This window comes from Nocardiopsis sp. ATB16-24 (assembly GCF_030271535.1).
Classification (GTDB): Bacteria; Actinomycetota; Actinomycetes; order Streptosporangiales; family Streptosporangiaceae; genus Nocardiopsis.
The window spans coordinates 1-12769 of the sequence record NZ_JASCXJ010000035.1 but is presented as its reverse complement, the minus strand read 5'-3'; the positions used below and the strand labels follow the sequence as shown (position 1 = coordinate 12769).

General features: G+C 62.0%; 14 protein-coding genes, 2 pseudogenes and 1 CRISPR repeat array. Of the genes and pseudogenes, 14 read left to right on the top strand and 2 right to left on the bottom strand.

Annotated features, from left to right (window positions below):
• From PFX91_RS22925 to PFX91_RS23205, 10 genes are all read left to right on the top strand, one after another.
• Window positions 1-188, top strand: a 188-nt coding sequence (locus PFX91_RS22925) for a biotin/lipoyl-containing protein (protein ID WP_285735193.1), incomplete at its 5' end; no start/stop codon positions are given.
• Window positions 189-262: 74 nt separating this feature from the next.
• Entirely contained in the window at window positions 263-1534 is a 1272-nt protein-coding gene (locus PFX91_RS22920) for a beta-ketoacyl-[acyl-carrier-protein] synthase family protein (protein WP_285735191.1), read from the top strand.
• Window positions 1531-2745: a ketosynthase chain-length factor gene (locus PFX91_RS22915; protein ID WP_285735189.1), complete on the top strand. Its 1215-nt coding sequence runs from the start codon at window positions 1531-1533 to the stop codon at window positions 2743-2745. The genes PFX91_RS22920 and PFX91_RS22915 overlap by 4 nt, the downstream gene beginning before the upstream one ends.
• Window positions 2746-2833: 88 nt before the next feature.
• The gene (locus PFX91_RS22910; RefSeq protein WP_285735187.1) at window positions 2834-3097 is read left to right on the top strand and encodes an acyl carrier protein; all 264 of its coding nucleotides are present in this window, start codon (window positions 2834-2836) and stop codon (window positions 3095-3097) included.
• A gap of 66 nt (window positions 3098-3163) precedes the next feature.
• Entirely contained in the window at window positions 3164-3949 is a 786-nt protein-coding gene (locus PFX91_RS22905; RefSeq protein WP_285735185.1) for an SDR family NAD(P)-dependent oxidoreductase, read from the top strand.
• A gap of 35 nt (window positions 3950-3984) precedes the next feature.
• Window positions 3985-4929 (top strand): aromatase/cyclase, encoded by a 945-nt coding sequence (locus tag PFX91_RS22900; protein ID WP_285735183.1) that lies wholly within the window; start codon window positions 3985-3987, stop codon window positions 4927-4929.
• Window positions 4926-5801, top strand: coding sequence for an alpha/beta hydrolase (locus tag PFX91_RS22895; protein WP_285735181.1), 876 nt, complete (start codon window positions 4926-4928; stop codon window positions 5799-5801). Before PFX91_RS22900 ends, PFX91_RS22895 begins: the two co-directional genes overlap by 4 nt.
• On the top strand, window positions 5791-7068 hold the full coding sequence (locus tag PFX91_RS22890; RefSeq protein WP_285735200.1) for an MFS transporter: 1278 nt from the start codon (window positions 5791-5793) through the stop codon (window positions 7066-7068). Before PFX91_RS22895 ends, PFX91_RS22890 begins: the two co-directional genes overlap by 11 nt.
• A gap of 11 nt (window positions 7069-7079) precedes the next feature.
• Window positions 7080-8639, top strand: a complete 1560-nt coding sequence (locus PFX91_RS22885) for an acyl-CoA carboxylase subunit beta (protein ID WP_285735198.1) — start codon at window positions 7080-7082, stop codon at window positions 8637-8639.
• Between the two features lie 26 nt (window positions 8640-8665).
• A complete protein-coding gene (locus PFX91_RS23205; RefSeq protein WP_352231718.1) occupies window positions 8666-8887 on the top strand; it encodes an acyl-CoA carboxylase epsilon subunit in 222 nt (73 codons plus the stop codon).
• 338 nt (window positions 8888-9225) lie between these two features.
• Here the strand turns inward: PFX91_RS23205 and PFX91_RS22880 are convergent.
• Window positions 9226-9571: pseudogene (locus tag PFX91_RS22880) on the bottom strand (IS701 family transposase); the annotation flags it as partial.
• Between the two features lie 63 nt (window positions 9572-9634).
• Here PFX91_RS22880 and PFX91_RS22875 point away from each other — a divergent pair.
• The 3 genes and pseudogenes from PFX91_RS22875 to PFX91_RS22865 all read left to right on the top strand — a co-directional run.
• Window positions 9635-10231, top strand: a pseudogene (locus PFX91_RS22875) (DUF4158 domain-containing protein); the annotation flags it as partial.
• A 303-nt stretch (window positions 10232-10534) separates the two neighbouring features.
• A complete protein-coding gene (locus PFX91_RS22870) occupies window positions 10535-10723 on the top strand; it encodes a hypothetical protein (RefSeq protein ID WP_285735179.1) in 189 nt (62 codons plus the stop codon).
• Window positions 10724-10837: 114 nt separating this feature from the next.
• Window positions 10838-11065: a hypothetical protein gene (locus PFX91_RS22865; protein WP_285735177.1), complete on the top strand. Its 228-nt coding sequence runs from the start codon at window positions 10838-10840 to the stop codon at window positions 11063-11065.
• A gap of 317 nt (window positions 11066-11382) precedes the next feature.
• Here the strand turns inward: PFX91_RS22865 and PFX91_RS22860 are convergent, their stop codons facing one another.
• On the bottom strand, window positions 11383-11721 hold the full coding sequence (locus PFX91_RS22860; RefSeq protein ID WP_285735175.1) for a hypothetical protein: 339 nt from the start codon (window positions 11719-11721) through the stop codon (window positions 11383-11385).
• Window positions 11722-11883: 162 nt separating this feature from the next.
• Window positions 11884-12157: direct repeats of the CRISPR family, unit length 29 nt; unit sequence GTGAGCCCCACGCACGTGGGGATGGACCG.
• Window positions 12158-12174: 17 nt separating this feature from the next.
• Between PFX91_RS22860 and PFX91_RS22855 the strand changes: the two genes are divergently transcribed.
• Window positions 12175-12769: transposase (locus PFX91_RS22855; protein WP_285735195.1), on the top strand; the 595-nt coding region annotated here is incomplete at its 3' end.

Sequence of the window (12769 nt, the reverse complement as noted above, 5' to 3'; positions counted from 1 at the left end):
GCACCGTGGTCAAGCTCGTGGCCCAGGAGGGCGCCGAGGTCGCCGAGGGCGACACGGTGGTCGTGATCGAGGCCATGAAGATGGAACAGCCGCTGACCGCGCACAAGGCCGGGACGGTCACCGGCCTCAAGATCACCGTAGGAGAAACCGTCGGCAGCGGCGACGCGGTCTGCGACATCAGTGCATGACCGCACAGCAGACGCACTGTGAGGAGAAATCCGATGAGTAGCACACCCCAACCAGACCGCTTCAGGGAGGCAGCGTGACAGGCAGACGCGTGGCCATCACTGGAATGGACGTTCTGGCCCCGGGGGGAATCGGTGTAGCGAGCTTTTGGGACCTACTGACCGAAGGCAGGACTGCCACACGCGGGATCACCTTCTTCGACCCCGCCCCCTTCCGCTCACGCGTGGCCGCTGAGATCGACTTCGACCCCTACGACTTCGGCCTCACGCCCCAGGTAGTCAGGCGCACCGACCGCGCAGCCCAGTTGGCACTGGCCGCAGCACGCGGAGCCGTTTCCGATAGTGGTCTTTGCTCGGAGGAGCTAGACCCCGGAAGCATCGGTGTCACCATCGGCAGTGCTGTAGGCGCCACGATGGGGCTCGACCAGGAATACCGCGTAGTCAGTGACGGAGGCCGGCTTGACCTCGTCGACCACGAGTACGCGGTACCCCACCTGTACAACCACTTCGTCCCCAGTTCCTTCGCCACAGAGGTCGCGTGGCAGGTCGGGGCAGAGGGGCCCTGCACCGTGGTCTCCACTGGATGCACCTCGGGAATCGACGCGGTGGGCTACGCCGTCGAACTGATTCGGGAGGGATCAGCGGACATTATTGTTGCGGGCGCCACCGACGCCCCGATCTCCCCCATCACGATGGCTTGCTTCGACGCCATCAAGGCCACGACCCCCCGCTACGACTCCCCTGAACGGGCATCACGCCCCTTTGACAACAGTAGGAACGGGTTCGTTCTTGGTGAGGGCGCCGCAGTGTTCGTTCTTGAAGAGCTTGACGCGGCTAGGGCACGTGGTGCCCACATCTACGCAGAAATCGCGGGATATGCCACGCGCAGCAATGCTTACCATATGACCGGGTTACGACGCGACGGAGCCGAGATGGCCGAGGCCATAGAAGTCGCCCTCGATGAAGGACAGCTCAATCCTGGGGATATCGACTATATCAACGCACACGGGTCCGGCACCAAACAGAATGACCGTCATGAAACGGCAGCGTTCAAGAAAAGCCTGGGACATCACGCATACCGGACACCTGTCAGCTCCATCAAATCCATGATCGGCCACTCGTTGGGCGCCATCGGCTCTATCGAGATCGCTGCCTCGGCGTTGGCAATGGAGCACAGTGTAGTACCGCCGACCGCTAACCTACACACTCCTGACCCCGAGTGCGACCTGGACTACGTACCCCTGGTCGCGCGAGATCAGATCGTTGATGCCGTCTTGACTGTCGGCAGCGGCTTCGGAGGCTTTCAGAGCGCCATGGTGTTGGCTCGTCCTGACAGGAGAATGCCATGAGTGTCACGGCCGTTGTCACTGGTATGGGCGTGGCCTCACCCAATGGTTTGGGAACGAAGGAATTTTGGTCAGCGACTCTAAACGGTAAGAGCGGGCTAGGCCGGATCCAAAGTTTCAACCCCGCCCCCTATCCCGCACGCTTAGCTGGGGAGATCCTAGGGTTCGAGGCGCGTGATCATCTGCCGAGCCGCCTCATACCGCAGACCGACCGGATGACCAGACTTGCCTTGGTCGCTACGGAATGGGCTCTGGCCGATTCCGGGGTGAATACCGCCGACATGATCGAATCTGATATGGGCGTCACCACGGCCAGTTCTTCCGGTGGTTTCGAGTTCGGTCAGAACGAATTGCGAAAGCTCTGGAGTTTGGGAAGCGAGCATGTCAGTGCTTACCAATCCTTTGCCTGGTTCTATGCGGTCAACAGTGGTCAAATCTCCATCCGCCACAGGATGAAGGGACCCAGCAGCGTTATTGTCAGCGATCAGGCCGGAGGACTGGACGCGATCGCTCAAGCGCGCAGGCAGATTCGCAAAGGAGTCCGCCTTGTCGTCTCGGGAGCAGTCGACGCCTCTATCTGCCCTTGGGGGTGGGTCGCTCAACTAGCTGGAGGCCGCTTGAGTACGAGCGAGGACCCCAGTACCGCCTATCTGCCCTTCGACCACAGAGCGAGTGGACATGTGCCTGGTGAGGGAGGGGCCATTCTCGTAATGGAGCCTGCGGAGACCGCGCGGGAGCGTGGTGCCACCATCTACGGAGAGATCGCTGGCTATGCCTCCACCTTCGACCCTCAGCCAGGCAGCAATCGAGAACCAGGGCTGCGACGAGCGATGCTGTCGGCTCTGGCCAACGCAGGCATGCGTGCTGAAGATGTGGGCGTGGTGTTCGCTGACGCTTCGGCCATCCCGGAGCTGGACCGCTCGGAGGCCGAGGCAATCAACGCGGTTTTCGGCCGAGGTGGTGTCCCTGTCACCGCGCCCAAGACGATGACCGGGCGTCTGTACTCGGGTGCAGCACCACTGGACATCGCAGCGGCACTCCTCTGTTTGCGAGACGGCGTGATTCCTCCGACCGTCAATGTTGCTCCAGATACGGACCTGGGCCTAGACCTGCTAGGACCCGAAGCTCGCGCCGCCAGTCCACGGTCAGCAATGGTCCTTGCGCGGGGCCATGGTGGTTTCAACTCCGCCATGGTCGTGCGTGTCCCGGAATAACCCCTAGCACTCCAGTTGAGAACCCTGTTTCACCCAGTTTGGCCCTGGGTGAGACAGGCTCCTGACCACACAAAAGAGAAGGGCTGACATGTCAAATAAAGAATTCACGCTCACTGACCTGCGCCGAATCCTGCGTGAGGCCGCCGGCGAAGATGAGAGTGTCGATCTGGACGGAGACATCCTCGACGTCGAGTTCGAAGAGCTGGGTTATGAATCACTCGCCTTGCTGGAAGCGGGAAGCCGAATCGAACGCGAGTTCAACATTCGACTCGACGACGAGACTCTCACTGAGAGCATGACCCCCGGCTCACTTATCAAGGTCATCAACGCACAACTGGCTATTACTTCCTAGGTCGGTCGGCGATCCATCGGGGTGATTCGGGAACAGATGAAACCCCTCTATGAAAGGACGAATAAAATGACTGAACACGGTACTCGCGTCGCTATTGTCACTGGTGCCACGAGCGGGATCGGACTGGAGATCGCAAGATCCCTAGGAGCCCAACGGCACCGGGTCTATATCGGGTCCCGCACAGCAGACAACGTCGAGTCAACCATTAAAAAATTGACCGAAGAGGGAATTGAGGTTGACGGCTCTGCGGTGGACGTGCGCTCCAAGGAGAGTGTCTCCACCTTCGTTGGGGCCGCAGTGGAGAAGTTTGGCACCATCGATGTTCTCGTCAATAACGCGGGCCGCAGTGGTGGTGGTGTCACGGCAGACATCGCGGATGAACTTTGGCTTGACGTGATAAACACCAATCTAACGAGCGTCTTTCTGATGACTCGTGAAGTTCTCAACGCGGGCGGGATGCGACACAAGGACCGTGGACGCATTATTAACATCGCTTCAACAGCAGGCAAGCAGGGCGTCGTGCTGGGAGCACCATACTCCGCTTCCAAGCACGGTGTCGTCGGTCTGACTAAAGCCTTGGGCAATGAACTTGCACCTACGGGAATTACTGTCAATGCAGTGTGCCCCGGGTACGTGGAGACCCCGATGGCGGAGCGAGTCCGCCAAGGATACGCCGAGGCTTTCAACACCTCCGAGGAGGACATTCTTACCCGCTTTCAGGCGAAGATTCCCCTTGGCCGTTACTCTACGCCCCAGGAGGTTGCTGGACTGGTGGGCTATCTCGCCTCCGACCTCGCTTCATCAATCACCTCTCAGGCGCTAAACGTCTGCGGCGGACTCGGCAATTTCTAGAGCGCTTCTCCCATAACTACGAACAGGAGATTCCCATGCCCACCACAGGACACCGCCAGGTTGAGCACGAGATCACTATCGAGGCCCCCGCTCAATCCGTGTACGATCTCATCGCCGATGTGGTCAACTGGCCGCAGATCTTCCCTCCGACCATCTATGTTGACCACCTGGGGTCTACGGGGGCCCAGGAGCGGATTCAGATCAGCGCCACCGCCAACGGCAAGGTCAAGACGTGGACCTCACGACGGATCCTGGACCCAGGCCTCCTGCGTGTCGAATTCCGCCAGGAAGTGAGTGCCCCACCGGTGGCAAGTATGGGGGGCACATGGATCATCGAACCCCTTGATGGCAAGCGTTCGCGTGTACGCCTGCTACATGATTACCGAGCGATCGGTGACGATCCTAAAGCACTGGCCTGGATTGATGAAGCGGTCGACCGTAATTCACGTTCGGAGCTGGGCGCGCTGAAGTCTAACGTCGAGCGTGTCCATTCCGACCACGATCTCACTTTTTCTTTCACCGACTCCGTCCATGTCAACGGCTCGTCCAAGGATCTGTACGATTTTGTCAACGCGGCAGACTTGTGGCCGGAGCGCCTCCCGCACGTGGCCGAGGTCGTCCTGGAAGAGGAGACCCCTGGACTACAAACTCTAGAGATGCGCACCCGGGCTAAAGACGGATCAGTCCATACCACTAAGTCTCATCGAATCTGTATCGAGCACCACAAGATCGCTTACAAGCAGGTCACCCTTCCCGCTCTGCTAGCCCTACACACCGGATACTGGACCTTCGAGGAGGGGCCTAGAGGGGTCACGGCCTCCTCCCAGCACACTGTCGTGCTCAACACTGAGAACATCGCTCGGATTTTAGGAGAGAACGCTACAGTCGCGGATGCCCGAAGCTACGTGCAGGGGGCCCTGAGCGCAAACAGTCTAGCGACACTGAACTATGCCAAGGCCCATGCCGAGGCGCTCCAATGACGGTTGCCGCAGGGGAAACGCACCATGTCGACGGAACGGAGGAGACCATTGTCAACGCTGACGGAGTACCTCTCTCCGGGATTCTTGCGCTCCCCAAGAGGGTTCCACCCCGGGCCATGGTCGTTGCTTTGCATGGAGGCGGCGTCAATGCCCGCTACTTCCACGGGTCAGCCCATCCGGATGTTTCGCTCCTGACCCTGGGCGCGAAACTCGGCTTCTCCGTACTTGCCCTGGACAGACCCGGGTACGGGCGGTTCGCCGACCGTTTTCCCCAGGGTCAGACACTCGCAGAACAGACGCTGATTCTGCGGACAGCGATCAAGGAACTCCGTATGCAACCGGAGGCGGGAGCAGGGATCTTCCTGCTTGCGCACTCCTTTGGTGGCAAGCTCGCCCTGTCAGCGGCGGCCGATGACCGAGAACTCCTTGGACTGGACATATCCGGGCTCGGGCACCGCTATGCAACCGATGCAGCAGACCTGGGCACGCCACACGAGCGGACCAGTTGGAAGCGCAACTGGGGCTCGCTGGGTCTGTATCCGCCAGGAACGTTTCAGTCCAGCGGCCCCATGGTCAACCCCATGCCCCTCGGGGAGGCCACCGACGCGAAGGAGTGGCCGTGCGTCTTCGGCTCTGTTGCCAAACACATCCGTATACCAGTTCAGCTGACGTTCGCCGAGCACGAGTTCTGGTGGCGTCATGACGATCAGTCTCTGGAGGAACTGACTTCCTCCCTGACCAACGCTCCTCGTGTGGTCGTGAACCATCAGCCAGCGGCAGGACACAACATCAGCCTCGGCTGGGCTGCTCGTCCCTACCACCTGCGGGCCCTCGCCTTCCTGGAGGACTGTCTGATTGACCGTGAAACGTGAGAAGACGTTAGTCGGAAAGGCGTTCACCAGCATGTTCCGCTCGATGCGCGTGCGGAACTACCGCCTTTTCGCCACCGGTCAGGTCGTATCCGTATCCGGCACGTGGATGATGGTCGTTGTCCAGGATTGGCTGGTCCTGGATTTATCAGGAAACTCTGCCATTGCTCTGGCGACGGTCACCTCGCTCCAGTTTACTCCAATACTCCTACTCACCCTGCTCGGGGGCCGCCTTGCCGATCGACTGGACAAACGAACCCTCCTGACCGTAAGCAATGCGGCCTCCACTGGGCTGGCTCTAATTCTGGCGATCTTGGTCCTCACCGGCATCGTGCGTCTGGGCCATGTGTACGTATTCGCGTCATGCCTCGGTTTAGTCAGCGCGGTGGAGGTCCCCACCCGGATGTCGTTCGTTCAGGAGATGGTCGGCCCGCAACTTCTTCCGAACGCGTCGGCGCTCAGTGCGGCTTACTTCAATACCGCTCGCGTCGCCGGTCCAGCACTGGGAGGACTGCTGCTAGCGTCCGTGGGACCAGGGCCCGTGGTACTCCTCAATGCCGCGAGTTTTCTAGCGACGGTGGCCGTACTACGCATGATGCGTTCCGACGAACTGCATCGTACCGCGCTCTCTCCAGGGAGAGCGCGTATCGTGGACGGCCTTCGCTATGTGGCTTCCCGACCAGACCTGGTTCTTCCACTCAGTCTGGTCGCCGCAATTGGGCTTTTCGGTATGAACTTCGAACTGACCCTTCCCCTTCTCGCTAAAACTGTCTTCGAAACTAGCCCAGCGGCCTTCGGCCTGTTGACCACGGCGATGGCGGCCGGTTCTCTGCTAGGGGCCTTAGTCACCACCACCCGCTCCGGCCGTCCTGCCCAAGGTGTCGTCGTGGGTTCGGCAGTGGCCTTCGGGGCAACGGCGACGTTGGTGGGCTGGGCTCCAACCTTCACCGCGGCGATGGGGACCCTATTTCTGACAGGCTTTACTAGCCTCTACTTCTCCCAGGCTGCGAATCATCGCGTCCAACTTGGAAGCGACCCCACCCTCCGAGGCAGGGTCATGGCACTGCACACGGTGGTCTTCCTCGGTACAACGCCGTTGGGGGCTCTGATCATCGGAGGAATCAGCGATGCCTACAGCGTAAGAGCGGGGCTGTACACGGGTGGGCTCGTGTCTCTCGCCACGGCAGCCGTCGCGGCCATCTCGACGAAGCTTCACCACAGGCGTCGTCATAACCAGGCCACTCACCGATTCGAGCATACAGAGGGATGAGAACAGTGACATTGGCAGCCTCCAACTTCCCCGAACTTCTCTGGGAACTCGAGAGTGTCCGTACCCAGGCTCATGACGGACCTTCCCCTGAGGCGACCGATCGACAACACGCCAAAGGCAAACTGACGGCCCGTGAGAGGATCAATCTGCTGCTGGACAAGGGTAGCTTCACCGAAGTCGAGCCGTTGCGCCGACACCGAGCCACTGGATTCGGTATGGAGTCCCGACGGCCATACTCCGATGGGGTCGTGACTGGTTGGGGGACGGTGGAGGGCCGGACCGTTTTCGTTTACGCCCATGATTTTCGGGTCTTCGGCGGCGCCCTCGGTGAAGCACACGCGCAGAAGATCCAAAAGGTTATGGACATGGCGCTGACTGCTGGCGCGCCGTTAGTATCCCTCAACGATGGGGCTGGAGCACGTATCCAAGAAGGTGTAACAGCGCTAGCAGGATATGGGGGTATTTTCCGGCGCAACACCCGGGCCTCTGGTGTGATCCCGCAAATATCAGTCATGCTAGGGCCGTGCGCAGGCGGCGCTGCCTACTCCCCGGCACTGACAGATATTGTTTTCGCCGTGCGAGGAATCTCACAGATGTTTATCACCGGACCTGACGTGGTCGAGGCGGTTACTGGTGCGAAAGTGTCCCACGATGAACTGGGAGGAGCGGAAGTCCATGGAAGACAGTCGGGGGTGGCTCACGGTGTCTACGACGATGAGGAAAGTTGCTTAGCCGATGTACGGTTCCTGCTTTCCCTTCTACCATCCAATAACCGGGAGTTGCCGCCCAGAATTCCTTGTACAGACCCTACGGACAGAGTAGGGGACGCACTCTTAGAAATTGTACCGACCAACGGTAGTAGCTCCTACGATGTGCGTTCAGTGATCGAAGAGATCGTCGACAACGGCGAACATCTAGAGATCCATCCGGACTGGGCTCCCAACATCGTGTGTTCACTGGCGCGACTCGGCGGACAGACCGTGGGAATTGTGGCCAACCAGCCAAATTTCCAAGCGGGAGCCTTAGACATGGAAGCGAGCGAGAAAGGTGCCCGCTTTGTTCAGTTCTGCGACGCCTTCAATATCCCCCTGATAACGCTCGTGGACGTGCCCGGTTTCTTGCCTGGGGTAGAGCAGGAGCATCAGGGAATCATCCGTCGTGGTGCAAAACTACTGTACGCTTATTGTAACGCGACGGTACCCCGGGTCTCAGTGGTCATGCGTAAGGCCTACGGTGGTGCCTACATCGTCATGGATTCACGATCGGTGGGTGCCGATGTTTCCCTGGCCTGGCCAACAAACGAGATCGCTGTTATGGGAGCCGAGGGAGCAGCAAATATCGTTTTCCGGAAGGAGATCACCTCTTCGGAGGACCCTGAGCGGACACGGAAAGAGTGCATCGAGGAATACCAGCGTGAGCTGGTCCACCCTTACTACGCGGCCGAGCGGGGACTGGTAGACGATGTAATCGACCCACGACAGACACGGTCGGTATTGTGCCAAGCACTAGCCATGCTTGCAAGCAAGGATGTTGATCTTCCGCGTCGTAAACATGGGAACCCACCCTTGTGATAAAGCGAAGCTAAGGAGACGAAAGCATGATCGGGGTCAAAAAGGGAGCGCTGGAGGTTGAGGAAGTGGCAGCTCTCGCTGCCGTTTTGCTGGCCCACAGGCCCAATAGTAAAACACCAAGACATCGGACTGGAATTCCTACGGTGGCGGCATGGCGTAGACCGGAAAGAGAACCGGCGTTCGGCGGGGCACATCCCTGGAGCACATTCTGCAAGAAGCGAGAGCTAAGAGTTCATCTCATTTGGTGAGTATGCGATAGCAGATCAGGATGCAGGCGATACCGGTAAAGGCCCAGGGTTATTTCAAAGTCGGGGATGTGAGGCACCAGTGCTGATCACAGCCCCGTAGCGATCCGGCTGAAACCCACACCAACAAGCAACGGAGCCCGCTAGTACTCCAACGATAGGTTGTTGCCTGTGCGTCTGCGGTAATGGCTCACCCGAGCCCGCTGCTGGGACCGGCCTCTGAACAACGACCACGCCAGCACGTGCTCAACTGGATCAGAGACCCTCACCACCACCCGGTTGAGCAAACGGCGGATCTCGTTGACGCTCAGGGGGATCGGACACACGCTCCAGACGTGTTCTGATCCCCCTTTGGAACGCTCTGGCGGAGCCCGGACCAGGAACGCCAGCGCGGCCATGGACAAGGTGATGTGCCGGTACCAGGCCCGATACCCGTGCACTTGGTAGTGGGTCCTTGGTAGTGGGTCCAGCCCGGTCTCGTTCTTCGCGGCCTGGAAGCATTCCTGGACTGCCCACCGGGATACGGACACTCCGCCAATTCGACCAGTGTCGCGCTTTCGCCGGCGAAGCAGATGTAGTAAGCGATATCGGTGAGGCTCCTGCGAGCCAGCAGCCAGTGCCCTTGCCCGGCTCCCTCCAGGGGTGGATCTCGGCTCGAGCCCAGTCATAGGTGCGCGGCCCGGGGGCTGAGGAACATCGGAACGAAAACCCGCGCTAAGCCTCGCGGGAAGGGTTCTACCTTCTGGGGACATGCCAGTTGAGTTCCTCACCGATGAGCAAGCAGCCCGCTAAGGCCGCTACACCGGCCCCGTCCCCCGCGCGGACCTGGACCGCTACTTCTTCCTGGACGACGCAGACCGGGCGCTGATCACACCCAAGCGCCGCGAGGCCAACCGGCTCGGGTACGCGGTGCAGCTATGCACAGCCCGCTACCTGGGCACCTTTCTCGCCGACCTGTCCCAGGTCCCTGAAGAGGCCGTGGTCTACCTCGCCGAACAGCTCGACGTCGACGACCCGGCCTGCCTGTCCGACTACCCCTCCCGGAAGCAGACACGGCACGATCACGCCGAAGAGATTCGCCGCGAGTACGGGTTCGTCGAGTTCTCCGAGCGCCGACCGGACCTGGAGGAATGGCTGCGGGTTCAGGTGTGGACCACCACCGACGGGCCCAAGGCGCTCTTCGACGGGGTGAGCACGCTGGCCCGGCTGGTCTCTCAGATCCGGGAGGAGGTCACCGGGCAACTGCGGCAGGCACTGTGCGAGCTGATCACCCCTGTCCAGCGAGCGAACCTGGAGACGTTGCTCGTGGTGGGGGAGGGCAAACGTTTCTCGCTCCTGGGCCAGCTCACCGGGAATTTACTCAGAGGTGACATTCCCAGGCAACCCCGACCCACCGGGACGTAAGCGTCCTACACGACGACCGCCTGCAAGGGCCTTTGAGTGGGCTCCCCGGCGCGACCGTGGTCGCCTTCAAGCGGACCCTGGCGCCGACCCCACAACCTCCGAGACCGAGACGCAGGGGGCTGTGTCGCGCTGGCATGCTCCCGCGCATGCTCGCCGGAGGCCTGAGGAGGCCGCTCGCACGAGCCCGCGTGGGGAAACTCTTCGCTTCCCGCCCCACGGGTGGGAGAGGAGCTGCACGATGGGCCCATGAAAGACCTTGCTCTGCTCCGCAGGTTCTTCGACCCCAAGCAGCACCCCGAATTCTTGGGCCCGCTCCAGGCGCTGGAGGAGACCGGCGACGCCGACTCCCTGGAGCGAGTGGTGGCCGCCATGGCCCAGCGGCGACTCGAACGGCTCGCCAAGCACGGCATCACGGTCTCGTCCGAGTGGCGGTGACCCTGTTACCTGCGCGACTCGCGCGGGCACCTACACCGGCGCCGCGAGAAGGAGCGGAACAGCTCGGGTGGAATCTGCTACGACTTCGGTGGCGGCCGCGCCACGAGCGGCGGCATGGCCGACCACGGGCGAAGCTGGATGCGTGACCGCAAGCGGGCCGCGCTGACCTTGGAGCCCTACAGCGAGGTCGCTGCCGAGCACTTCACCATGGCGACCGCATCGCTGGCCGCCGACGACCTGGTGATGTCGGTGTGCGCATGCTGCTCCACGCACTTCCCGGGGATGACCACGCTGATCGTGATCAGCAGGGCGGAAGAGGGACGACTGCACTACTGTCCCTGACCCGGCACGGTCGTGGCCGGTGCGCGCGGCGCGTAGGCCACAGAGCTGTCAGAACGGAGCCTCGTCGGGGGAAGAAGGCCGCGACGGTGACGGTGAACGGGCGCGTTTCTCGAAGTGCAGGGTGAAGCTGAGCATGATCCTCCTCGGGGGGCGTCTGGCGCGCGAGTGCACACCCGAGGTGCTGGCTTCCGGCCGTCCGTGGGGTGCCGCCCCGAGTGGAGCCAGCCTGATGCGGCGGATCACCGCGGTGACGGTTCCGAGTCAGGGCGCCCTAGCGGAAACGGCCCCTCCGGAGAGGGGCCATCGTGTGGGTCGGGTCAGTCGGAGCGCACGTCCAGGACGAGCACATCGGGGTCGTCGGCAGCCGTCAGGGAGAGCAGGGCCTCGCTCGCGTGGATACGCACCCGGGGCGGGCAGGCCACCACGATCCACTTGATCACCGACGCCCGCCGTCTCCCTCTGGTGTTGGCCACCAGTCCAGGCCAGCACGGGGATGCGCTCCGGTGAGTCCATCCCACGTACGTGAGGCTCACGAAGATGTCCCACAGGACGAGGGCGTACGGGTAGCGCTGGCCGCGGAGGTAGCGTCCCTTAGCCCAAAGGCCGAGATCGATGTAGGTCGAACCATCGGCGAGATCGGGGGAATCGGTGGTCATTCTGGTGTGCTCCGGCGGTCATGAGAGCATGCTGTGAGGTGGAGTTAGCGTGGGGTGGGACTTTTCGCGGGTTTTTGGTGAGGATGGCCGGGATCGGCCTTTTCTTCACCGACCGGTAGGTCTCGCGGAGATAACGCCCCGCGTTGTCGCAGGTCGTTAAGCGTGAGCCCCACGCACGTGGGGATGGACCGATCGCGCCGACCGGGCTGCCCATGGTGGCCAGGTGAGCCCCACGCACGTGGGGATGGACCGTCGTGGAACCGGTATCCGCCCCGCTCGCGTCGGTGAGCCCCACGCACGTGGGGATGGACCGCAGACCCTCACCCCCGCACGATTCGTCGCCCTGGTGAGCCCCACGCACGTGGGGATGGACCGCCAGGGGAGCGCTCCACGTTGCGTTCCGCGAAGTGAGCCTCACGCACGTGGGGATGGACCCTGAACTGGCGGCTCTACCTGCCCAAGGACTGGGCGGATCCGACCGATCCGCGTCGAGCTAAAACCGGGGTGCCCGAGCAGGTCGGCCACCGCGAGAAGTGGCGGCTGGCCCTGGACATGATCGATGAGGCCCGCTCCTGGGGGTTGGCCGAGAAGGTGGTGGTGGCCGACGCCGGGCATGGGCAGGTCCACGGTTTCCGTCAGGGGTTGGCTGAGCGGGGCCTGGACTACGTGGTCGCGGTGCGCGGTGATCTCAACGCCCACCCCGGTGGGGCGGTGCCCGAAGTTCCCGAGCGGGAGGCGGGTACGGGGCGCCCGGCTCTGCCCCGGTACCGGACCCCGGACCGGTCGTTGAAGGAGTTGGTCCTGCAACAGGGGCGCGCCGCGTTGCGCGGGTGCACCTGGCGGCAGGGCTCGCGGGGGGCGATACGGGGTCGCTTCCTGGTCATGGAGGTGCGTTTGGCGGGCAGGTCCGCCCGCCAGGCGGCCCTGGCCGGTGCGGGTGGCAGTGGGGCCTGGGATGGGGTGCTGCCCGCTCAGACGCGGGTTGTCGAGTGGCCACCGCACCAGGACGCGCCGACCGATTACTGGCTGACCAGCCTGCCCGCGGACA